We start from the raw sequence: 22350 nt of genomic DNA, 5'->3' as shown, positions 1-22350 counted from the left end.
ATCAACCTAAACTGTCCCATTCGCGCTGACGTCAGACAATATAGATCACACCCCAGATGCCAAAGCCCCACCCCGAGGGTTGATCCGGCCAGAAGTCCATGGTGACAGGAAACTGTTCGGGCCGGTAGCCTGCGAATTCATTTGTCATCAATGGCGACGGCTCAAACACAACAGACGCCAGTGCAACTGTCATCGCAAGAATGGGTAGATTTTGTTCATCAGGACAGGTCCTTCTGTTTGGGTCCCATCCCGGTTCAGCGTCGTGCTTCGTGGTCCGGGCGCATGGTCGCGATCAACTCGGCCACCTTGATGCCGAATTTGCGCATCTCGGACTTGTTCATGATGACTCCGTTTTCAGTTAGGTAAAGCCAGTCGGTTGCTGTCAGCGTGTGACCGCCCGCGTCTTCCGGCAGAATGATCTGGTACTCCATCTTGATTGTTGACCCAGAAACGACTCCTCGTGCCTCGCCGACAATGTCGTCGGCGGTGGCGGTGAACGTGTTGCCGTCGCTGAGCTTCAGGAACCATTTGCGACTTTGCTTTTTGCCGTTTGAATAGGTGAACTCTTCGCTCAGCGTACCAGTGTCGCCGTCCCATTCACCGACCATTCTGGCAACGAAGCTGTTCGTCATCTTTCCGGTTGGGCCATAAATCAGACCTTCGGAGAGGATTTCACCGCTCAGGTGGGTTTTGAGCGAAAAGGCAGGGCTTGTATCGGCATAGTCTGACGAGGTTTGTGCGCGAAAACTGAGAAACATGGACTTTGCCGCCATGACCAGAGCGGCAAGAATGAGCAGGGCAGTAAGGAGTTTCATTGGGTTGGGTTCTCCGTAGGAAGCGCCAGGACAAGCGCCAAGGCGCCGAGTTTCAGGATGCAGGGAAGGACGGCATAAGAGATGTTCAATGTATTCAGGGCCTCAGTGCTGTTTGTCGCGCCGGGTCTAAAGCCACTGCTTTCCAGCACGGGCAGAACAGCGAAAGCGGCCACAGCAAGGCCAAGTTTGCCCGCAAAGGACCAGATGCCAAAAGCTAACGATGCCTTTAGACCCGCCCGGGTCAGCGCCACCGAAAACATAGCCGGAAGGATAACCATATCGGCCCCCAGGGCGGCGCCGGATGCCAGGCAGATCACCGCAAAGCCAACCTGACTGCCGGGTGTTAGGAACGCGGCCCCGACAAAGCCGAGGATTGCCAAGGGCATGGCGACCAACAGCGTGGCCTTCGAGCCCATTCTTTGGCTCAGACGGGCCCATAGCGGCACGCTGAAACCTGCGCTGAGAAAGAACAGGATCAACAAGGGGCCGGCTTTGCCCGGCAGTTGTAAGCGGTCTTCCACGAAAAAAAGAAACAATGTCGAGGTAATGGCAACAGGTAGGCTGTTGACCAGTGCCAACACGAGAAGTCTCAGAGCGCCAGTTTGGCGTAGCGCACCAAGGGACATACGGTCGCCTTCGATGGGTTCGCGACGCCAGATCGGCAGGGTGATCACGGCAACGACAAGGGCCAGCGCTCCAAGAAACAGGCCAAACGCTTCGTATCCCTGACCGGTGGCCCCAAGGGTGACAAGGAAAGCCGGTGCAATGGCGGCAATCACCACGCCAGCCAGCATGCCACCCTCACGAAACGCCGCCAGCGTCATCAGAGAGCGTGGCGTCGGTGTGGCTGCCAGAGTGGCGCTGCGTCCATAGAGCAGGATCATGCCAAGACTGTAGGCCGAGAAGAGCAGAACAAGGATTGCCACCAGACGTGGCATCGCGTTTGGCCCCGGTTGAGCGGTGAATAGCAATGGAAAGCCGATCGCCAGCCCAAGCGCCGCGGCGCTGGCAAACAGGATTTGTGCCCGTGGCCAGCGGTCGATTGCCCAGCCAATCAGTGGGTCCTGAACAAGATCGACCAGCCGGATGACCAACAGGATCGTGCCAATTGCCCCCAGCCCGATGCCAAGCTCGACCGAAGCAAACCGCGGCAAGTGGATGTAAAGCGGAATGCCAGCCGCGGCCAGCATCAGCGCATAGAGGCTGACACGCGGGTAAAGCATCACTCGCCCTTCAGTTTCCGGGTGAAGGATTCCGAACGTGTGTTTTCGCCAAGAAAGATCGACATGAACCTGTTCTTGATCCTAGGATGGCTTAGCGTGCAAACCCGTTTTCCATTGTGCCAGAACCCGATTTGGTTTGGCCCCTTGGAGATGGCGACATAGCGGTCACCCTTGCGTACATCGTTGAAACACATTTCCAACTGGCCGCGCGCCGGCAGGGTGGCCCCGGTACGGCTCAGTTCGCGCATGGTGGCTTCGACCAGATCAAGTTCTGTCAGGTTGCGGAGGTATTTCAGCTCGAGCCCGAAATCCTTGCTCCAGTCCAGAGGTGCTCCGGACTTGGTGAAGAGCTGAGCTTCGTAGAGCGGGAGGCCTATATAACGAAAAGTTGCCGTGCCGCGCGTTTCGGCATCGGGCAGCACAGATTTGATTGCGGACGCCTGCGTACCCGTTGGCGAGGCGAGCAAGGCAAAAGCAAAGACAAAACTACGCATGGGCAATCTCCACTTGAACGACATTGGTATGCCCCACGGCAAAGGACGCGGCACAGATCTCGAGATAGTACTGCCAGTTGCGGAAGAAGCTTTCGCCATATCCCAGTTCCGAAACGCGACGCTTTTGCGCGGTAAGGCTATTGGCCCAGTTCCGACAGGTTCGGGCATAATCCTGCCCGAAAGCAAAGCTGTCGCAAGCTGCGAATCCAGCGTTACTGGCTTGGGCCTCGATAACACGGTCCGACAGCAGCATGCCGCCAGGGAAAACGTATTGGCGGATGTAATCGGACGAGGACTTGTATGTGTCAAAAAAGCTGTCTTTGACGGTGATCGCTTGCAACAACACGCGCCCACCCTCGGCCAAGCTGCGCTTGAGCATGGCAAAGTAGCTGGGCCAGTAGCGCTCGCCCTCGGGGGTGCGCAGGATCAGCTGCCCGTCATGCAGTCGCTCGCAGGTCGATAGAAAATTCGATTTCAGAGCCTTGTTGATTAAGCGCATTTTCCATTCCTGTGATTAGGTGACGTTCATTCAGGGCGCGCACGACGCGCATTGCACTGGCGATACCGTCCTCGTGAAACCCGTGCCGGTTCCATGCTCCGGCAAACCATGTCCGGTTGCGTCCCTGCATTTCCCGAATGTCGCGCTGTGCCTTGAGCGCTGCCTTGTCAAACATCGGGTGGGCGAAGTTCGCTACGTCATAAACTTTGTCCTGAGGGATCTCGGTCGACGGGTTCAGGGTGACGAACAGGGGATCGGATTCAGGGATATTCTGCAGCCTGTTCATCCAATAAGTGAGGCCGATGTCGCCATCCTGCGACCGGTACGCCCAGCTCGACCAGCAGGCGCGCCGCCGGGGCATCTGATTTTCATCACAATGCAGAACAGCCGTATTGGGTTGATAGCGGATGTTACCAAGAGCGGCGGCTTCGGCGTGTGTCGCGTCTTGCCCCAAGATCTGGAGGGCCTGGTCCGAATGGCAAGCCATGATGATCTCGTCAAAAGAACCCGATAGGCCCTTGTCAGCAAAGATGCGCACTTCATGCGTGTCGCGCTGGACATGCCGAACCGGTGCATCGGTGCGAATGACACAGCCGCGAGCCAGAAGCGCGGATTCCAACCGGCGGACATATTCGATGCTGCCACCTTTCACCGTCCACCACTGATGTTCGCCAGAGCCGGCTAAAAGTGCGTGGTTGCGGAAGAATTGTACCAGCGATTTCGCCGGGAATTGGTCTATATCTTCAACCGGGGTTGACCAGATCGCTCCGCACATCGGCATCAGGTAGTTGTTGCGGAACCAATCGCCGAGGCCCAGCTCCTCGACCAGTTCACCAATGGTCTTGTTGTCATCCGTAGCGGCAGCCTCGGCACGCTTTCCAAAGCGAATGATGTCCGCAATCATCTTGTAAAACTGCGGTCGCAGCAGGTTACGTTTTTGCGCAGTGATCGATCCCACGTTGTTCAGACCGTATTCCAGCCAGCCATCATTGATGCTGGCGCCGAAACTCATCACGCTCTTGATCACCGGAACGTCGAGATCACGGAACAGCCGCGTCAGGTAGGGATAGGTTACGTAGTTGAACACGATGAAACCGGTGTCGACCGGTTGGTCGCCGTTCTTGCCCGCCATCACGGTTCGGGCATGCCCGCCTAGACGCGGGGATGCTTCAAACAGGGTGACGTCATGGTAGGGCGCCAGATAATACGCGGACGAGAGGCCCGATATACCACCGCCGACAATTGCGATTTTCTTTCTTGGGCCGTGAATCTGATCGAACATGCCGTCCTCATCTTTACAACGTTATGAGGCTGTTACGCGGCGCCGGTCAAATTGGATCAGAAAAGCACGAGAATAGTTTTCAACGCGTTCTGATCCATGAGCCGCGCAGCCGCGTATAGGACACATGATGCTGGAACATATTCAGGCCCAAACCCTGCATGCCCGACGCGGAAAGCTGAAGAACACCTTCAGCTACGGTGTCGATTTTGTGTTGACCGATCTTGGTGTTAAGGCGCCTTGGCTGTTGTCGCGAAACCGGTTCAATCTATGGTCGCTGTGGGATCGTCAGCATGGCGGAACACGGGGTGACGGGCGCGGGTTGGCGTGGTTCAAGCAGGTTCTGCAAGAGCGTGGGTTTCGAACCAAGGACGCACAACTTTTGCTTCTGACCCAGCCAAGCTTCCTTTGGTTTCATTTCAACCCGGTCAGCTTTTGGATTGCGCTGGTTGATGGCACCCCGAGGGCCTTTGTTGCCGAGGTTAATAGCACCTTCGGCCAGCGACATTGCTATTTTTGCGCACACGAAGGATTTCGCCCGATCGCACGTAGTGACACTCTGGTTGCCGAGAAACTCATGCACGTGTCTCCGTTTCAGAGAATTGCAGGTCACTACCGGTTCAATTTCGGCTTCAGTGACACACGGATCGACATTCGCATTTCCTTTGAAAATGAAGACCAGGGCGTTCTGGCTACGCTATCCGGAGAGCGGCGTGCGGCAACAAACAGGTCGCTCCTTTGGGCCGCCGTCCGCCGACCCTTGGGTGCGGTGCGGGTTTTGGCGCTGATCCATTGGCAGGCGGCGATCCTGTATCTGAAACGCGCGCCGTTTCTTCGGAAACGCCCTGCGCCCGCGGCTCTTATAAGCGAAAGCCAGCCGTTAGGTGACGTCGGCAAATGACCGATTTCCTAAACAAGACATATTGGCTCATCGGAGCTAGCGAAGGATTGGGGCGAGCCCTGGCGAAGCGACTGGACGCAGAAGGTGCGCACCTGATCTTGTCGGCGCGTAATCGCGAGCGACTGAATACCCTGAATGCCGAGTTGACCAGTGCAACCGTGCTTGCGCTGGACGTGACCGATGGCGACTCCGTGCGTCGCGCGGCGCAGGCGGCGGGTGATGTGGACGGTGTGATTTATAATGTCGGCGCCTACGAACCCATGGGCACAACAGAGTGGGACAGCGAAACCGCGTTGACCATGGTGGATGTCAATTTCACCGGGGCGATGCGTGTCCTGGGCGAAGTGGTGCCAAGGATGGTTGCGCAGGATCGGGGCGACATTACCCTGATCGGATCGCTGGCGGGGTATCGCGGTCTTCCCGCCGCGATCGGATATGGCGCCAGCAAGGCTGCATTGATCAGCCTAGCCGAAACCATGCGTTTTGATCTTAGAGACAGCGGAGTATTTGTGCGTCTGATCAATCCCGGTTTCATCAAGACCCGCCTGACCCTGAAAAACAATTTCCGTATGCCCATGTTGATGACGCCCGAAGATGCCGCGACCCGTGTGTTGAAGGCCATGACAAGGCGCCGTTTCCGCACGGATTTCCCGGCGCCGTTTTCCTGGGTGATCCGCGCGCTCGCAATTCTGCCGGACTGGCTGGTTTATCGCGGGAAGTAACGCCGTTTCCAACTTGTTCCGAAACGATGGGGCTGCCGAGTTTTCAGCAGCCCCAGATTGTTGGCGGTGCCCTGCCATGACGAACAGGTTATTGTCCTTAGTGACGGGCTGGTCGCGTGCCGGGAAGCGACCGTATTGCACGGATCGCTCGGATTCCTTCGGCGGCACGTTTTCAGAAAGGCCCGGCCAGAATGCCCTTTTAGTTCAACGATCCTGTTCGGACGGAGATTGTGACAGAACCAATTACATGCGTCCGGTGAGTATCTTAGCCAGATCAGGTTCAACCTTTTGGGTTTTCTCCAGATCCAGGCTGTTTTTAACGTGAAGAAGGTGGTGTTGGATGCTGTCTACCGCAGATTGCGGGTCACCACTCGCGATCGCATTGATGATCGACGCGTGCTCATCATCGGGGCAAGATGAGTCCTTGTTGGTTCCGAACAGCGCCACGATCAGAGAAGACCGGGTCACCAGTTCCCTGACGACGCGAGTGAGTACTGCGTTGTTGTGGCATTTAGCTAACTCGACATGAAATTCACCAGAGAGCCTGATAACACACATGAAAGTCCGCCTTGCGAAGAAACATCGATGCGCATTTGAACGCGATCCATGTCTGCTCTTGGCCGTCCGTGTCCTTCGCCCTCAAGCGGATTGGGTGGAAGGATTAAGGACCGCCTAGGACGATGCGCCACTGTACCGGTGTCCGTGATGAATGTCTCTTGCCCGAGCGCTCAGTTTCTCTTTGAAAGCTTGCGGAAAGGCCTTGCTTCTCCGCCCTTGCCGTTTTTGCTTTTTGAACGCGGCGCTTTCTGGTCTTTGGTGTCGGTCTTGAAACGCGCCTTTTGTGCTTTCAGAGATTTGGATGTGTCAGAAGCGTTCTTATCTTGCTTTTGTCGCTTCTTATCCATTGCGACGGGCTGTGGTTTGGCCTTTCCGCGCTCACGCGTCGGTCGCGCTTGCGGAGCCGAGTCCCGTTTTTTCTTGTCTTCGCTTGCTTGTCTGTTCGACGTACCTGCCGCAGATTTTCCTTTGCTCTTAGGGCGCTCGGATGCAGTCCGGACATCTTGGTCAGAACGTTCGGAGCCAGGCACAGCTTTCGACGGTTTGCCTGAATCAAGCCCTCGGGATTTGGCGGGCTCGTCCGATGATTGTGGGGCTGCAGGCGGTCCTTTGGGCGAGGTATCGAAATCTGGTGTGCCCACCAGCTCGGTCAACGTCGCACCTTGTTCTATGATGAGATCAGCGCCCAGTTCTTGTTTCATTGCGGGCACAGCATCATTGGCGATCTCGACAAAGGTCTCTTGATACTGAACGCGGATTGCGCCGATAGCGTCTTTGGACAAACCCGCGTTGCGGCACAGCATTGGCAGCAACCAACGCGGCTCCGCACGCTGTTTGCGTCCCAAAGAAAGTGAGAACCAGGTGCTTGGCCCAAACGCCGCGCGTCGATCAGTGTCGCGTTTTCCAGACTCTGGTGCCGTTCCAAGGATCTCTGGTGCCGAGTGGCGCTCTCGGTAGAGGCGCATATAGGCTGCGGCGATCTGCTCGGGAGTTCTTCCGCTGAGCAGCCGCTCGGCAAAAGCCGTTTCCTCAGCACTTGGCGGCTCATCCAGGGCGGGATTGGAAACGATGCGTTCCTCTTCCCGTTTAAACACCTCATCGGCTGAGGGTGGTGCGCCCCATTCGGCCTCCAGCTTGGCGGTTTTCAGCAATCGTTGTGCCTTTGAACGCTGCCGAGCCGGCACGATCAGAATGGATGTTCCCTTGCGTCCGGCACGGCCTGTCCGTCCAGAGCGATGCAACAAAGTTTCCGCATTTGAGGGCAGATCCGCATGGATCACCAACTCCAACCCTGGAAGATCAATGCCGCGGGCGGCCACGTCGGTCGCAACGCAAACCTGCGCGCGCCCGTCACGCAGGGCTTGCATCGCGTTGGTGCGCTCTGCCTGACTGAGTTCCCCTGACAGTGAGACGACAGAAAACCCCCGATTGGAAAGTTTCGCGGTCAGGCGCGCCACCATAGACCGGGTGTTGGCGAACACAATCGTGGTTTGAACGTCGTGATAACACAGCAAATTGATGATCGCTTTTTCAATATCCGACGGAGCTACGTTCAAGGCACTATAGGTTATATCCGAATGCTGGACATCTGCGCTTCCGACCTTGATCCGCTGCGCACCCTCTTTCTGGTAGGTCCGGGCAAGCCTGGCAATGCCTCGTGGAACAGTGGCAGAGAACATCAGGGTGCGCCGGTTTTCGGGCGTTTGATCAAGGATGTATTCAAGATCTTCGGCGAACCCCATGTCCAGCATTTCATCGGCTTCGTCGAGGACGACGGTCCGCAGATCGCTCAGGTCGATCACCCCACGTGTGATATGATCGCGCAGCCGCCCAGGTGTGGCGACTACGACATGTGCGCCGCGTTCAAGCGCCCTGCGCTCTGTGCGCGCATCCATACCACCGACAGCCGATGCAGTAACGATCCCGGCTTCGGCAAACAGCCAGTCGAATTCTCTCCGCACTTGCAGAGCCAGTTCGCGCGTGGGTGCGATGACCACGGCCAAAGGCGCTGCTGGTCGGTCAAAACGGCCGTGCTTGTCGAGAAGTTCTTCCGCCATCGCCAGCCCGAAGCCCACGGTCTTGCCGGAACCGGTTTGCGCAGAGACAAGCAGATCTTTTCCTGCCAGCGCTTCATCTGACACAGCCTCTTGTACAGGCGTCAAGTTGCTATAGCCTTTTTGGGACAGAGCTGCGGACAGGGTTTTCGGGAGGGCAGAGAAATCATTCATAGGTCACCAATTGCCGGGAAAGATCTGGCGATAGTGGTTTTTGGTTCAGATGTATAGCCCGTAACGCGCGCCCGAATGCGTCAAGGATATGTCGCAAGCTTTTGTGTCTGGATTGACGATCATGCAGATTCCGGCTTGGACCTGTTACCGTCGTTAAGCGATTGACACCCGTGCCGCCACCTATCACAGATTTGGGTCGACACCATTAGTGCCGCGGCCTTGTTGACCGCCGAATGATAGTGGTTGAGCGATGACGCGAGGCGAGAATAGGTACTTAACACGATTTCACGCACCTTTTTTGCCCGGGCGACAGACGGGTAGTAGGCCTGATTATCTTTGCTTTGCGGGAAATAGCCTGTGCTTTGCCACCTGTTTTTTCAGTGGCTTGTGTTTCCACGGGCCAATCTAGGTTCTGGACCCTTTAAATCGGTTGCCATGACTTAGACTGCTTGGTTCAAGTGATCAGCCCCACTTGTGCTGCCAGTGGTTGATGGGCTCAAGTTTCAGTCTCAAGCAAAACCCGATGGCCTGGCGTCGCTCGGGTGGAACTGGCGGTTCGAGAAACCCGTCTTCGCAGGTGACACGATCCGGGCTGATCTGATCGTCGTCTCAAAACGCATTACGACATCGGGAAAACGCGGGATCATTGAATTTCAGTTTGATGTTTTCTATCAAGATGATCTGAGAGTTCAGCAGGGAACCAATGAGTTGATCTTTGATCTGCACCTTCATCAAGATTGATGTGCGGACATGTCGACATCACGGATGTGTCAAACTTTTTGAGCGGCCAGAAGCAGCGACTTACCGGGCACACCTATCCCGCAATCTCGGCAAATAGCCGATAGCCAGACCTCGTGGTATAAAAAAAGCCGCTTCGCGATTATTTTGGCGACCGCGATCCCGTTGGTTTTGCAGATCTCGATCAGTGGCGCGATGACTGCCGCAGGTATTTCTTCCATGAAGAGCTTGGTTGAGCGCTTCAGTTGGGCCATTACTCTGAGAGGACGGTGATCAGGAACGCGGTACACCATCTCAATGACCGAGAGCCGAACAGAGCGGTCATGTATTCATTGTCCAGGCCCTGTCCCATATGTGAAGCGACGTTGGATTTCACCAAATATTCTACGGCCGGGAAATCAGGGTCTGCCAGGGTCAATCCGTTCGCAAGATATGTATCCAAGCCACAACAGAAATGGCTAACCAGACACCCGCGCGAAGGGTCATCGCACCAACCGTGCGCATCTCGTAGGCGTTGCCTTGCAACACATGAACGCCGAAGGCCAGGAAAACCAGAACGGTGGCTACCAGAATGCCTGTTGATATCCAGGCCGCTGACCGGTGCCGAAGAAACAGCCCAATACCGGCCACGACATAGGCGAACCCCGCCAGAAAGTTGAACCACAGCACGAAGGGCACCGCATCGCCAACGGCGGTGCGTGCTTCCTCGCCACCAAACAAGGCCCACCCGCCTGAGAATACGGTCAACGCGCCGAAGACTAATGCTACGCTTGCCGCTACTTTCAGGGCGCGGTTGCCAAGGGTCGCATTTCTCATGTCACGCCCCCTTCCGTTCCATCAAGTAGGCCGTCGCGCAGGTGGAACAGCTTGTCGAACCGGTCATAAATCTTTTCATCATGCGTCACAGCAATGATGCAGGCGTCTTGCTCAGCCGCGAGCTTGCGCATCAAGTCCATCACGATCCCGGCCCGCTGGCTGTCAAGCGCCGCAGTTGGTTCATCTGCCAGAATGATGCGCGGGCTGTTGGCAAGGGCGCGTGCGATGGCCACACGCTGCGCCTCACCTCCGGACAGAAGCGCGGGCATCGCATCCCTGCGGTGACCGACCTCCAGATAGTCCAGCAGTTCGATAGCGCGCCTTTGCGCTTCGACCGTCGATTTTCCAGCCAATTTCAGCACCAGGGCAACGTTATCTTTGGCATCGAGAAATGGCAGAAGATTATGGAACTGAAAGATAAACCCGATCTTGTCGAGCCGTAGCTTGCGCAGATCGTTTCGCAGCCATTGCTTGTCGTAAACCACCTCATTGTCCAGCGTAACCTTCCCCGTACTCGGAGCAATGATGCAGCCAATGACATTCAGAAGCGTCGTTTTACCCGATCCAGACGGGCCGAGTAGTGCCACGACTTCGCCTGCCTGGACTGACAGATCAACACCCTTCAATGCGTCGACGCGAGCATCACCTTCGCCAAAGTGCTTGGAGACATTGGTAACATCTACAATCACGCGGCGCGGATCATTGAGCATGACGTCACCCTCCGATTGCCGTGGCCGGATCGACCTTGAGTGCGGCACGAACGCCAAGGCCGCTGGCGACGATGCAGACAACGAGTATGATCCCTGCCAAAGCGACGGCGTTGATCGGCTCCAACACAACCCGGCGGGGGAAGTAGTCCTTGACTAGCAGGATAAGGATCAGGCCGAAACTCCAGCCAACCGCACCAAGTGCAATGGATTGCTGCACGATCAGCCCGATGATCGTGCGGTCGGGGGCGCCGATCAGTTTGAGTGTGGCGATCTGCTTCAGCTTTTCCATGGTCATCGTGTAGATAATTAGCGCGATTACAACGGCTGAAACGGACAATAGAATGCCCAGAAACAAACCTATCTGCCGCTTTGCTCGATCCACCACAGACATTAGCAAGATAGACTCCTGATCGGCTTGTGTCAGGGCCCCAAGATGTTTCCATTGGCGCACCGACTGCGCCACTTCTTGCGGGTCTGCAAGCGGTTCAAGCCGCGCGATCACAGCCGCAACGCTGTCCTGACTTTCGAGCAACCCCGCGCCTCGTGCCTGCTGAATGCGTTGCGCCGACGGGGCCAGTTGCGTCTGTAGCACCTGCGCATCGCGTAAAGTGATGAACGCAGCCGGATCACCGGCGGAATTCATCGTATCCTCGACCAACCCGACCACAGTGAAAGGATCGCGGCCCAGTCGGATCACATCACCGACGGACAGTCCGGATTTGGCGTCTGCCACGATTTCGAAATGGGACTGGCTGATCCCACGCCCTACCGTGATTGCTTCGGGTCCACCGGGGTGACCTGGCTCGTATCCGATCACGTACAGGCGTAGCGTTTCGCCGCGAAAGGGCGCCTCGACGGTCTGGTATGTGATGCTGCCCGCTTCGGCCACACCATGCAATCGCCCCACGGCATCACGGGTTCCGTCAGGAATTTTTGAGGCTTCTGCAAACGGCCCGCGTGTACCAGTTTCAACAATCCAAAGATCTGCTCGCGGTGCTTTGACAATATTCAGCGCGTCTGCAACCAGTCCATTGTAAATACCAATCATTGCCAGCACGACCGCCATCAGGAGGCTGAGGCCGAGGCAAGTCAGAACGAAGCGGAACAGATTGTGACGCACATCGCGGTAGGCGAGGTTCATGGCGCATTCCTCTCGACGACCCGAACCATGCGCCCTTCAGACAGCCCTTTAACGGGTGCCAAGATGACCTGCGAGCCATTGGGAATACCACTAACCAGCTCGACCCGCGCATCCTCGGTCCGGTGCCCGAAAACTGCCGACACCTGATGCGCACGCCCATCCTGCGCGACCCAGATACGACCTTCATGCCCGTCAAAACCGGTTATTGCGATCTCTGGAACCAACATCGCTTCGACCAGCTCTGTCACTGTGATCCAAACTTCGGCCTGTTCGCCGAAAAAAACCTGTTCCGGGCACCGATTGCATGCAATCCAGACCCGGCGTTCTTCGTTCACCCGGTCGCTTTCTATACCGATCCGCGCGATCTTGCCGGTGAAGACCTTGTGCGGCAAAGACCGCAACCTCACTTCGGCAACTTGTCCGAGTTGCAGGCCCCCGGCCCGCTCCTCATCAATGTAGGCCAATGCCCAGACAGTGTTCGGGTCCACAAGAGTAAAGATAGGTTCACCAGCGACAACAACAGTACCTGCTTCGACATGACGCTCAACAACGACCGCGTCAAACGGTGCCCGCAACACATGATGATCAAGCAGTACACGCTCGTATTGCAGAACTGCCTTGGCGTCATTGTGCATGGATTGGGCAACCTCAACATCACTTTCTGCGACGGCCAGATCAGCGGCTGCAACATCGACATCCCGCTGCGCTTCTTCCGCAGCCTGAGTCGAGACGGCGTTGCGCCCGGCAAGTTCCTGCTGGCGCGCATTTGTCGACTGCCGCTGCGCAAGAATGGCACGCGCGCGGATCACATTTGCCTCAGCCTTGCCCAAGGTGGCCTCTGCGGCGGCAACCCCCGCTTTGGCGCGCGCGACTTTTGCTTGTTGTTCCGTCGGATGAAGCCGGGCAAGGACCTGCTCCGCTTTGATCGTATCACCACTGTCGACCGAAAGTTCTGTCAGCGTGGCACCAACTTCAAATCCAACATCTGAGACGATCCTGGCCTCGACCGTACCCAGCCCATAAACACGTACAGGGACATTCTGTTCAATTGCGGCCGCGGAAACACTGATCGGGCGCTCTGTAAGGACAAACCTGCCAAAGACTGCGAGGACGACAACAAGGCTGACACCCAGGATGATACGGCGGTTCATGGCGAAACCTCTGTACTTGCTATTCGGAATAGCCGCATCTGAGCATCGAGCAATCGGCTTCCTTCGGATTCCAATGCGAAACCGCGTTTCCCCAAAGTCCAGCGGATCGCCAACCCTTGCACTAGCGAGACCAACAGTAGCGCTCCGTCTTCAGGCGGCAGGTCTGTGTCGAACAGGCCCGCTTTCTGCCCGTTGGTCAGCTCGATGGACAGCAATCCGACCAATTCAGTCATCAGCGTAAGAACAGATTGCCGGAGATCGTCGTTTTCTACCTGTAGCTCGCGCGAGAACAGAATGGACGGGATGGCCGGCATAGTCTCGATCTGGTGCAATTGTGCCAAGATCAGCGCTTTGACCCGATCTGCCGGATCGGCGGATGTCCTAAGCGCGTCACCCCATGCGGTTCGGAGGCGTTCAGAAATCTCTGCTGCCACCGCCAACCATAAATCCTGTTTGGTCGCGAAATGCCGGAAGATTGCGGGCTGCGTCAGCCCGACTGTATCAGCAACCGACTGCGTGGTCAGGCGATCCGGGCCCAACTCGTCCGCGAGACGCAGCATTGCCTGTACGATCTCGGTCTTGCGTTCATCTGCGGGCTTGCGTGCAGGCATTGGATATCATTTTGTTAGTGAGTAATAACTAACTATCTAAGACGAGATACACTTGCCGTCAAGCGCACCTGCATTTGATTTCGGCATCGGGGGCGGAAAGAATGGCTTGGCACCTATTGGGAGCGAAATGATCGACAGGAAAATAGCGGAAAGCACCTAATAACCGCGGGGCACCTAAAGACAAACTTCGTGAAAAACACGACATCAAGCCGCTTGGGATCGTCGCAAATAGGCCGCATAATCAAACCAGTCAGATGCGCCGGACCCTCTCTTAGATCAGATAGCCATCTGTACCAAAATCCCTGACGACGGACAACAGGTGGGGGTGAAGTTTGCGACAGATCCCGGCAGCAGTCAGTGTTTTAACAGAACACAGGACGCCGCGTTTGGCGGCATCAATCTGAAATCTCGACCAAATCGACCCAGCGGCTTTCTCGGGCGGATTTGAGAACGGCCTCGCAGAAACGCATTTCATAGTGACCGTCTTCAAATGTTGCCCACGTGCTGCCTTGCCCGCGCGTGCCTGCGCAAATGTCCAGATAAACGCTGTTAAAAAAGTTAAAAAAACTGTCCGCGAAGCCTTCGACATGGCCCGGAGGCAAAGACGCAGCATGGGTCCCGGCTGCATTCATCAGGGTAAAATCACGCATCAATACCTGATTGGCGGCGTCGCGATGACCTATGAACAGATGATCCGGCTTTTCGCTGTCCCATGACGAACTGGATTTGCTTCCGGCTATGTCCCAGACTAGGGAGTTCTTGCGTCCGAAATTGATCTGCGACGTCGTCATGACCCCCTTGGCGCCGCCCTCATACCGTATCAGGATTGCTGCGCTGTCGTCTGTATCAATCGCCACGGTCTCGGTTGCGCCACCTGCGTTTGAGAATGTTCCAACTGGCCCCATCGGACGCTGCCGCTCCGGTAGAAATGTCGTCAAATCCGCGAAAACGGATTTTGCCTTTAATCCTGTAATAAAGCCCGTCAAATCGACCCAGTGCGTGCCAATATCGCCAACCGAACGCAGAACTCCTCCTGACTCGGCCTGCAATCGCCAATTCCAGTCCGTTTGTTTCGCAAGCCAATCCTGATGGTAGTGGCCTGTGACAAGGCGGATATCGCCCAAATCCCCTTGGGTGACCATTCCATGTGCGTGCTGGTTCAGAGGATAAAACCGGATATTGTGGCACACCGCGCAAATCTTACCGGACGCTGCTGACATTTTGACCATTTCAGCCGACTGCTGGCTGGTCATTGCCAGTGGTTTCTCGCAGATCACGTGCTTTCCGGCTCTGAGGATGGCCATGACCTGCGGATAATGCGCCTGGTTTGGGGAAGTTACGTGAACCACATCCACGCTATTATCGGCCAGCAACTCTTCCAAGGACGAGTATGCCTGTGCCACACAAAGTTCTGCGGCGCCGGCTGCGCCTCTTTCCGGAGATGAGCCAAGAACGCCAGCTATCTGCACACCCAAGCGGCGCAAGGTCTGCACGTGAATTGTTCCGATAAAACCCGTTCCAATGACTGCCGCACGAACCCCTAATAGGTTTGCCATGTAGCTCTCCTTTTGAATACCGAACACCGTTCACTGACCGGCATACGCGGAGTTAAGATATTCTCAACCAACAAAAAAGTTCTTGCCACTTGGTGCGGTTCACCGCAACAGACACCGGTAACTTCGGACTGCTTTTTGCTGGAAACTTGCGGGTTTCGCAAAGCTTCTGCGCGAATGAAGCCGCTCATAGCAGTCTCTAGATCATTTGACCATGCGCCAAGCGGGCGATGTGTTCCATCGGGTCGCGCTGCTGGTCTCCGACCAACGTATACTGCCAGGGTCCGTCCTGCCAGAAGACGACAAGATACCCGTCCTCTTGTCGAAACCGAAATGATTGAGTTTGAGTTGTGTCGCCATGCGTGGCCATCAAACTTAACCGATCACCCTCTGCATTCTCGTACATAAATAAAGCTGAGGCTTGGTCTCCTGCGGGCAAAAGGCGTCCTCCAATCAGGGAAAACCCGGTTTCCCCAAGTTGCGGCGCGATAATGGCAGAGCCCAGACGATTGGAGAGCCAGGTTTGCAAGTGGTCTTTTTCCGCAGCGGCGACTTCCACAGGGTGAAGAACTTCAACGGCGAATAGAGAATGCGCCGCCTTTGCGTGTTGCGAAAACAATGCCAGATCGTCGGTTGTTCCACTGTTCCAAGGTTGCAAATAAGATCCCAAGCCGAATCCGACTGTAAAAACCGCGACCGAAGCAACCAGCCTCAAAGAGACTGGCGAGGGTGGCGTGGCCTGTTTCCGCAGACTTCGAAGATGTGCCGCAGAAGGTACAGGGACCGCCTTGTTTATCAGATCAGATTGACGCTGCATTGCACGAACGCGCACTGCATCGTCCGGGTGACGGGCAAGGTGACGGTCAAGGCGTTCGCTCTCTTCCGGTGACAACTCACCGTCTATGCTACGCTGAACCAGGTCTTCGATGGATGGGGTGTGCGTCATTTCACGCTCCTGATCTTCACGGCGGTCGAAGCGTCCATTTCAGATTTTATTTTAGTACGCGCGCGCGAGATCCGCGACATCAGCGTACCCTTTGGAATGGACAAAGTTGTGGCCGCTTCGTCATAGCTTAACCCACCAATCACAACAGAAAGAAGGGCTTCTCGCTGATCTTGAGGAACAGAATTCAGCGCCTTCCAGACAGCCTTGAGTTCCAACCGTTCTTCGGCCGTGCTTGTTGTAGCTGCCAGCGTCGAAATGTTGTCGAGATCGACAGTGTTGAATTTGGTCTCTCGACGCCACCTATCCCGATAGAGGTTCAACAATATTTTAGTGAGCCATGGTTTCAACGGCCGTCCCGGAAGCCATAGCAATCGTTTGCGAAGGGCGCGTTCAACACAATCCTGCACCAGATCATCCGCCGCATCCCGATCACGGGTCAGCGACCAGGCATAACGCCAAAGATCGGGGAGGCAGTTTTCAAGCTGGTTTTCAAATGACTGAAGCATGTACGTAAGCCGGGGGAGGAAACTTTCCCCCGGCACCAAGGTTCAGGGGCGTGCGATATGCCAAACACCTTTTACACCGTCCCCTGTCATGTCCCCAGGGTTTTCGTCTTTGAACCATAGATAAAGCGGCTTTCCTTTGTAGGCGACCTGAACGCTGCCATCCTTGCGTTCAATCAGGCTGTAGCCTTTTTTCAGTTCCATGTTGGCATCACCCATCAGCGGCGGCCATTTGGCGGCACAGTCATCATAGCAATTCGAAACGCCTGTCTCGTCCTTGTCAAAGGTATAGAGCGTCATCTTGTGCGCATCCATCAGGAAGGTTTCTCCGTTGAGCTTGCCAGTTACGGCTGGCGCACCGGTGTGACCATCCGCAAATGAACCGGTTGCAGCCGCAACCAGCGCGACACCGGCAAAAGTGAGGGATTTTAGGGACATTGGATTCTCCGACTTTTTCAGGTCTGCGGGATGGCAGACAATACAACTACGAAGGCGCCTGGAAAAAATTCCCCAAAGTGAAACTTTTTTTGGTGGCGTGTAGGCATTGTTGTGGTGGCTAAGCCAAAATCCGAGCCTACAGGAAAGGTCAACCATGTCCGGTTTGGGTACGAATAACCTGTATCTGTCGACAAGTGGACAAGTGCCTTAGGCCCGTGGGGCAGGGGGCTTCGTCACCTGACAGTGTCCCAAGTTTGGGTATGTAAGTAATGGCACGGCAGTCGCAGTTGTTTCAAAACGAAAGCACAGACGAGCTGATTGTATGCGCCAGGAACAATTTTCTCTCAGAAACTTCTGTCTCCGAGTTATCCAACTTGAATTGGAACACCGCCAAGGCTTAAACCTAGAATTTTCCGGGGAAAAGCCCGCATAAAAACCTTCGAACAAGGTTGACAGAGCGGCGGCGTGAAAATCCCTGCATATCGGTTAGGTAATTCACCCACATCCCCTCCAGCAAGGCGAGCGTTCCGCTGGTTGCGTCATCTACTAGGTTCGGGTCACGTCCGTTTTTAGGGGCTATCTCTTTGAACGCGGACCGCAAGGTTTCGACAAGTTTGTCATCCTGAGTGCTGCTGTAACGGGCGATACCTGGATGAGAGCTTGCGATACCCCGAAACGCATGCCAGATTTTCGTACTGCGCGGATTGAGCAGTGCTTCTGACAGGTCGGCCTCAATCACTGCCATAACACGGTCTTCGGGCGTTGCGCTCGCGCCCAGATCCATCCTTCTGTCCATCTCGGCATAATACTCGGTGCTGAAATGCCGGGCGGCTGCGGTCAGCAAATTGTCCTTACCCCCGAAATGCAAATGGATCATTCCGCGCGACAGGCCGGAGCGCTCGCAGATTCGGCTGACCGAGGTATCGGTAACTCCAATATCGGCAATTGTGTCCAGAGTCGCGTCGATCAGTAGCTGTTTATTGGCTTCCGGATCCCGCTTTGAACCGCGTTTTTGTTCCTTGGTGCTTTGCACTTTGTTCAATGTTACCAACCGTTTGTGAATGCCTTATAGAGGTAGATCAAAGGAATATTGACACGAAAGGCCTTTCTGGCGCAACATTTAATGGACGATCGTCCATTAGTAACTCGTGAATTTCGGGAAGGGAGGTTGGGTGATCTTTCGCAGCGAAGCGTCCCGGGGATATACCCTCAGCGCGCCAGCCACGGCTTACGTGGGGTTTCTGGTCGCGGCGCCATTGTTGATCCTGATTGCCTATTCATTCTGGACCCAAACCTATGTGACGCTCGACAAGACACCGACGCTGAAGAATTACAGCGATGCGTTTGCGGATCCGCTGGTCCGGCACCTGATGCTTCGGTCGATCTGGATTGCCGGAGCGGTAACCGTAGTCACCGTCGCACTGGCCTATCCCATCGCGTATTTTATCGCGATGAAGGCCCAGAAAAAGACCATCTGGCTTCTGCTCATCACCATTCCATTTTGGTCCAGCTATTTGCTGCGCGTATTTGCCTGGAAACTCATTTTGGGTTTCAACGGCGTTATGAACTCTGCGCTTCTGGCGCTGGGTCTGATCAGCGAGCCTCTCGACTTCCTGCTTTACAACGAATTCGCAGTTGTGCTGACGCTCGCTCATGCCTGGGCGCCATTTGCGATCCTACCGATCTATGTCTCATTGCAGAAAATCGATCCCAGTCTACTTGAGGCTGCAACAGATCTTGGGAACAGTCCCATTCAACGTTTTATGCGGGTGACGCTGCCGCTGACGATCCCAGGTATCATTGCCGCTTGCCTGATCATCTTCATCCCTACAGTTGGTGATTATGTGACCCCGGCTCTGGTTGGTGGTTCAGATGGGAAGATGATCGCCAATCTTATTCAGGTGCAGTTCGGGGCCGCCAACAACTGGCCCCTTGGGGCTACGCTATCGCTGATCGCAATGCTGTCGGTGGGTTTTGTGGCTATCGTGTTTGTCATGTCCGCAACGCGGCTGGGGAGGCGGATCAGATGAGACGTCCTACAACCCTGACAGCCTATGCGTTCCTGTATCTGCTGTTTCTGTACCTGCCGGTTCTGTTCCTTCCCTTGTTCTCGTTCAACAGCGGCACAATCGTTGCGTTCCCGATCAAGGGCTGGACACTGGACTGGTATCGGAAGCTAGGCGAGCAGGACACGTTGATCCAGGCGCTTTGGAATTCGCTTGCCGTCGGCACTGTTGTTGCCCTTCTATCGACCGCCATGGGATTGTTCGCCGCCCGTGCCTTTGTTCGGTACCGTTTTCGGGGTCAACGCGCGGCAGAAGGTCTGGTGATGCTGCCTTTGGTGATCCCGGGCATAATCGTCGCCTCTTCAATGCTGGTCCTGTTTCTGTTCCTCGGTCTCAAGCCGTCATTGCTGACCGTCATTCTGGGCCATACGTTTCTCGCGCTGCCGTTCTCTGTCTCGATCTTGAAATCCGCCTTTGATGACTTCGACGCATCACTGGAGGAAGCATCTTACGATCTGGGCGTCGGCGTGTTCGAAACATTCCGTCGCGTGACGCTGCCGGTCGTTGCCCCCGGTATCGTAGCCAGTGTTTTGGTCACATTCACCGTCAGTTTCGATGAATTCGTCCTCGCCTTTTTCCTGTCCGGTAACCAGCCAACCCTGCCGGTTTATATCTGGAGCCAGATCCGTTTCCCCGCCAAGCTTCCAAATGTTTTGGCACTGGGGTCGATCCTGTTGCTAACCTCGGTTCTGCTTCTGGTTCTGGCTGAATACTTCCGCCGCCGTTCATCCGCATCTGAGGTCCGATGACAAACAGAAACATCATAGAGCTCAGGGATGTCGAAAAGCGCTACGGCACATTTGTGGCCGCGAGCGGCATAAACCTTGACCTCAGAGAGGGCGAGTTCTTTTCGCTCCTCGGTCCTTCGGGATGTGGCAAGACCACGGTTTTACGCATGATCGCGGGCTTTCAGGAACCCACCAGAGGGAAGGTGCTGATTGACGGTCAGGATATGGAAGGAGTGCCCGCCAACAAACGCCCGACGAACATGGTTTTCCAAAGCTACGCAATCTTTCCGCACCTCAATGTCGGGAATAACGTAGCCTACGGGTTGCGGGGCAAAGCGCCTAAGGCCGAGATCGATCAGCGCGTCGCCGAAGCCTTGGAAATGGTCGAACTGGGTGGTCTTCAGGATCGCGGTGCAAGCGAGTTATCGGGCGGGCAGCGTCAAAGGGTGGCGCTTGCCCGCGCGCTGATCATGCGACCCAAGGTGTTGCTTTTGGATGAACCCTTGTCAGCGCTTGACAAGAAGCTGCGCGAACAGATGCAGTTTGAAATGCGCAATCTGCAACAGTCGCTTGGCATTACCTTTGTGATGGTCACGCATGATCAGTACGAAGCGATGACCATGTCCGACCGTATCGGCGTGATGTTCAACGGGCAACTCAAGCAGGTGGACACGCCAACAACGCTTTATGCCCGTCCCTGTGATCAGCAAGTGGCCCGCTTCATCGGTGAGATGAACATATTGCCGGCCCGGTTGCTTGGCGAAACCGGTGACACGTTGTCAATCGATGCGGCTGCCTTCGGGCGGATGGAAATCGAGAGAAATCCCAATGTGGCGATCAGCGCCAGAAACATGAATATCGGTATTCGGCCGGAACAGCTGGAGATTGCTGCGGACCGGCCTGATGACTACCCATCAACGGTTCCGGGTACTGTCAGCAACGTCGCCTTCTACGGTGAGAATATTCACTACCACATTCAGGTGGCAGGAGCCGAGAAACCAATCTCGGTCTCGGTTCCAAACTATTTTCACACGGTCGATTTCAAACGTGGCGACACCGTTTGGCTGGGGCTTCAGGCGGCCAGTGTGATCGATCTTGGTACGAATTCGGAATAAAACAGAGGGAGGATAGAATGAAACTTCAGGGAATTGCGGCCTTCGCATGTGCGACGGCGTTAACGACAGGCAGTGCCAGTGCAGGTGGCGCTGATCTGACGGTTTTTGACTGGTCGGGATATGAAGATCCCGGGTTCTTTGCCAGCTACATGGAAAAATACGGGGATGAAGCGCCAAGCTATTCCTATTTCGGAAGCCAGGAAGAAGCCTTTACCAAGCTGAGTTCTGGTTTTACCGCTGATCTGGCACATCCTTGTTCCGACGCTGTCAGAAAATGGGTCGCAGCTGATCTGATTCAGCCTTTGGACGAAAGCAAGCTGACCAATTGGACGGATGTGCTGCCCGAGATCAAAGAGGTCGACGCCATCGTTCTGGACGGCCAGCTTTACATGCTGCCATTTGAATGGGGGAACACGGGCCTGATCTATCGCACCGACAAGATCTCGGGGGATGACATCTCGCTGCAACTGATGGCGGACCCGGCCTTTGCGGGCAAAATCGCCATCCCTGATGCCGCATCGTCTGCTTATGCCCTGGCTGCGCTGGCCACCGGAAACGCGGATGACTACACCAACCTGAGCGATGAGCAATTCAAGGAAGCATCGGATTTCCTGCGCTCGATCCATCCAAACATGCGTTTTTACTGGTCCGATGCGGGTCAGTTTGACCAGGCCATGACCAGTGGCGAGATCGAAATGGGTTGGGCCTGGAACCAGTCCGAACTGAACCTGATCTGGAACGAAGTGCCCGCGGCCATGATGCGCAACGTGGACAAGGGCATCGCGACCTGGGCGTGTGGCTATGTGCATCTGAAATCGTCCACGACACCGGTCGATCAGGTCTATGACCTTTTGAACGCGCTTACGGACCCTGCCAGTGGTCAGTACATCATCGACAACTGGGGCTACCCGCATTCCAACGCAAAAGCGTTTGAAATCGCCGATCAGGCCAATATCGAAGCCTATGGTTTTTCCGATCCCAAAAGCTTCTTCGAAGGCAGCTTGTTCTTTGATGCTGTGAACCCCGAGCTTGAGGCGAAGATGCTGGCCGAATTCGAGCGGATCAAAGCCGGCTTCTAACACAACCCATCATCCGGGGCCTAAGGGCTCCGGAAC

At 55.6% G+C, this 22350-nt stretch carries 23 protein-coding genes and 1 pseudogene; 6 read left to right on the top strand and 18 right to left on the bottom strand.

The genetic code is table 11. The annotated features are described in order from the left end of the window. Positions 1–254 precede the first annotated feature (254 nt). From ACR0NZ_RS17760 to ACR0NZ_RS17740, 5 genes and pseudogenes are all read right to left on the bottom strand, one after another. Positions 255–815 (bottom strand): DUF3833 domain-containing protein, encoded by a 561-nt coding sequence (locus ACR0NZ_RS17760; protein ID WP_480520763.1) that lies wholly within the window; start codon positions 813–815, stop codon positions 255–257. Then, positions 812–2038 (bottom strand): MFS transporter, encoded by a 1227-nt coding sequence (locus ACR0NZ_RS17755; protein WP_480520761.1) that lies wholly within the window; start codon positions 2036–2038, stop codon positions 812–814. Before ACR0NZ_RS17755 ends, ACR0NZ_RS17760 begins: the two co-directional genes overlap by 4 nt. Beyond that, positions 2038–2532 carry a hypothetical protein gene (locus ACR0NZ_RS17750; protein ID WP_480520759.1) on the bottom strand — a complete coding sequence of 165 codons (495 nt, stop codon included), beginning with the start codon at positions 2530–2532 and terminating at the stop codon, positions 2038–2040. Before ACR0NZ_RS17750 ends, ACR0NZ_RS17755 begins: the two co-directional genes overlap by 1 nt. Further along, positions 2525–2941 (bottom strand): annotated as a pseudogene (locus tag ACR0NZ_RS17745) (class I SAM-dependent methyltransferase); the annotation flags it as partial. The pseudogene ACR0NZ_RS17745 and the gene ACR0NZ_RS17750, both read right to left, overlap by 8 nt. 28 nt (positions 2942–2969) lie before the next feature. Then, positions 2970–4313, bottom strand: coding sequence for an NAD(P)/FAD-dependent oxidoreductase (locus tag ACR0NZ_RS17740; RefSeq protein WP_480520757.1), 1344 nt, complete (start codon positions 4311–4313; stop codon positions 2970–2972). A gap of 127 nt (positions 4314–4440) precedes the next feature. Here ACR0NZ_RS17740 and ACR0NZ_RS17735 point away from each other — a divergent pair, with 127 nt between their 5' ends. Both ACR0NZ_RS17735 and ACR0NZ_RS17730 read left to right on the top strand, forming a co-directional pair. Further along, positions 4441–5211, top strand: a complete 771-nt coding sequence (locus ACR0NZ_RS17735) for a DUF1365 domain-containing protein (RefSeq protein ID WP_480520755.1) — start codon at positions 4441–4443, stop codon at positions 5209–5211. After that, positions 5208–5933, top strand: a complete 726-nt coding sequence (locus ACR0NZ_RS17730; protein WP_480520753.1) for an SDR family NAD(P)-dependent oxidoreductase — start codon at positions 5208–5210, stop codon at positions 5931–5933. The genes ACR0NZ_RS17735 and ACR0NZ_RS17730 overlap by 4 nt, the downstream gene beginning before the upstream one ends. A gap of 243 nt (positions 5934–6176) precedes the next feature. Here the strand turns inward: ACR0NZ_RS17730 and ACR0NZ_RS17725 are convergent, their stop codons facing one another. The 13 genes from ACR0NZ_RS17725 to ACR0NZ_RS17665 form a co-directional block, all read right to left on the bottom strand. Then, a complete protein-coding gene (locus tag ACR0NZ_RS17725; RefSeq protein WP_480520751.1) occupies positions 6177–6491 on the bottom strand; it encodes an FCD domain-containing protein in 315 nt (104 codons plus the stop codon). Between the two features lie 170 nt (positions 6492–6661). After that, positions 6662–8719 (bottom strand): DEAD/DEAH box helicase, encoded by a 2058-nt coding sequence (locus ACR0NZ_RS17720; protein WP_480520749.1) that lies wholly within the window; start codon positions 8717–8719, stop codon positions 6662–6664. Positions 8720–9489: 770 nt separating this feature from the next. After that, positions 9490–9711, bottom strand: coding sequence for a hypothetical protein (locus tag ACR0NZ_RS17715; protein ID WP_480520747.1), 222 nt, complete (start codon positions 9709–9711; stop codon positions 9490–9492). 160 nt (positions 9712–9871) lie between these two features. Beyond that, positions 9872–10273 carry a hypothetical protein gene (locus ACR0NZ_RS17710; protein WP_480520745.1) on the bottom strand — a complete coding sequence of 134 codons (402 nt, stop codon included), beginning with the start codon at positions 10271–10273 and terminating at the stop codon, positions 9872–9874. Next, positions 10270–10983 (bottom strand): ABC transporter ATP-binding protein, encoded by a 714-nt coding sequence (locus ACR0NZ_RS17705; RefSeq protein WP_480520743.1) that lies wholly within the window; start codon positions 10981–10983, stop codon positions 10270–10272. Before ACR0NZ_RS17705 ends, ACR0NZ_RS17710 begins: the two co-directional genes overlap by 4 nt. Before the next feature lie 4 nt (positions 10984–10987). After that, on the bottom strand, positions 10988–12124 hold the full coding sequence (locus tag ACR0NZ_RS17700; RefSeq protein ID WP_480520741.1) for an ABC transporter permease: 1137 nt from the start codon (positions 12122–12124) through the stop codon (positions 10988–10990). Next, complete coding sequence (locus ACR0NZ_RS17695) at positions 12121–13275, bottom strand: efflux RND transporter periplasmic adaptor subunit (RefSeq protein ID WP_480520739.1); 1155 nt, start codon at positions 13273–13275, stop codon at positions 12121–12123. Before ACR0NZ_RS17695 ends, ACR0NZ_RS17700 begins: the two co-directional genes overlap by 4 nt. Further along, complete coding sequence (locus ACR0NZ_RS17690; RefSeq protein ID WP_480520737.1) at positions 13272–13886, bottom strand: TetR/AcrR family transcriptional regulator; 615 nt, start codon at positions 13884–13886, stop codon at positions 13272–13274. Before ACR0NZ_RS17690 ends, ACR0NZ_RS17695 begins: the two co-directional genes overlap by 4 nt. A gap of 395 nt (positions 13887–14281) precedes the next feature. Further along, complete coding sequence (locus ACR0NZ_RS17685; protein ID WP_480520735.1) at positions 14282–15442, bottom strand: Gfo/Idh/MocA family protein; 1161 nt, start codon at positions 15440–15442, stop codon at positions 14282–14284. A gap of 196 nt (positions 15443–15638) precedes the next feature. Beyond that, positions 15639–16385 (bottom strand): anti-sigma factor family protein, encoded by a 747-nt coding sequence (locus ACR0NZ_RS17680; RefSeq protein WP_480520733.1) that lies wholly within the window; start codon positions 16383–16385, stop codon positions 15639–15641. Further along, on the bottom strand, positions 16382–16927 hold the full coding sequence (locus ACR0NZ_RS17675) for an RNA polymerase sigma factor (protein ID WP_480520731.1): 546 nt from the start codon (positions 16925–16927) through the stop codon (positions 16382–16384). Before ACR0NZ_RS17675 ends, ACR0NZ_RS17680 begins: the two co-directional genes overlap by 4 nt. A gap of 6 nt (positions 16928–16933) precedes the next feature. Next, complete coding sequence (locus ACR0NZ_RS17670; RefSeq protein WP_480520729.1) at positions 16934–17326, bottom strand: COG4315 family predicted lipoprotein; 393 nt, start codon at positions 17324–17326, stop codon at positions 16934–16936. Positions 17327–17729: 403 nt separating this feature from the next. Further along, positions 17730–18359, bottom strand: coding sequence for a TetR family transcriptional regulator C-terminal domain-containing protein (locus tag ACR0NZ_RS17665; RefSeq protein ID WP_480520802.1), 630 nt, complete (start codon positions 18357–18359; stop codon positions 17730–17732). A gap of 139 nt (positions 18360–18498) precedes the next feature. On the opposite strand from ACR0NZ_RS17665, the gene ACR0NZ_RS17660 reads away from it, so the two are divergent. The 4 genes from ACR0NZ_RS17660 to ACR0NZ_RS17645 are packed head-to-tail and all read left to right on the top strand — an operon-like array spanning position 18499 to position 22314. Then, positions 18499–19356, top strand: coding sequence for an ABC transporter permease (locus tag ACR0NZ_RS17660; RefSeq protein WP_480520727.1), 858 nt, complete (start codon positions 18499–18501; stop codon positions 19354–19356). After that, positions 19353–20141, top strand: a complete 789-nt coding sequence (locus tag ACR0NZ_RS17655) for an ABC transporter permease (RefSeq protein WP_209599079.1) — start codon at positions 19353–19355, stop codon at positions 20139–20141. The genes ACR0NZ_RS17660 and ACR0NZ_RS17655 overlap by 4 nt, the downstream gene beginning before the upstream one ends. After that, entirely contained in the window at positions 20138–21235 is a 1098-nt protein-coding gene (locus ACR0NZ_RS17650; protein ID WP_480520724.1) for an ABC transporter ATP-binding protein, read from the top strand. The genes ACR0NZ_RS17655 and ACR0NZ_RS17650 overlap by 4 nt, the downstream gene beginning before the upstream one ends. Before the next feature lie 17 nt (positions 21236–21252). Continuing rightward, complete coding sequence (locus tag ACR0NZ_RS17645; protein ID WP_480477765.1) at positions 21253–22314, top strand: ABC transporter substrate-binding protein; 1062 nt, start codon at positions 21253–21255, stop codon at positions 22312–22314. Positions 22315–22350: the final 36 nt, after the last annotated feature.

The sequence above is a fragment of the Ruegeria sp. AE3 genome (genome assembly GCF_056542225.1).
Note: the sequence above shows the minus strand (reverse complement) of the source record. Positions and strands in the feature narration are given on the sequence as shown.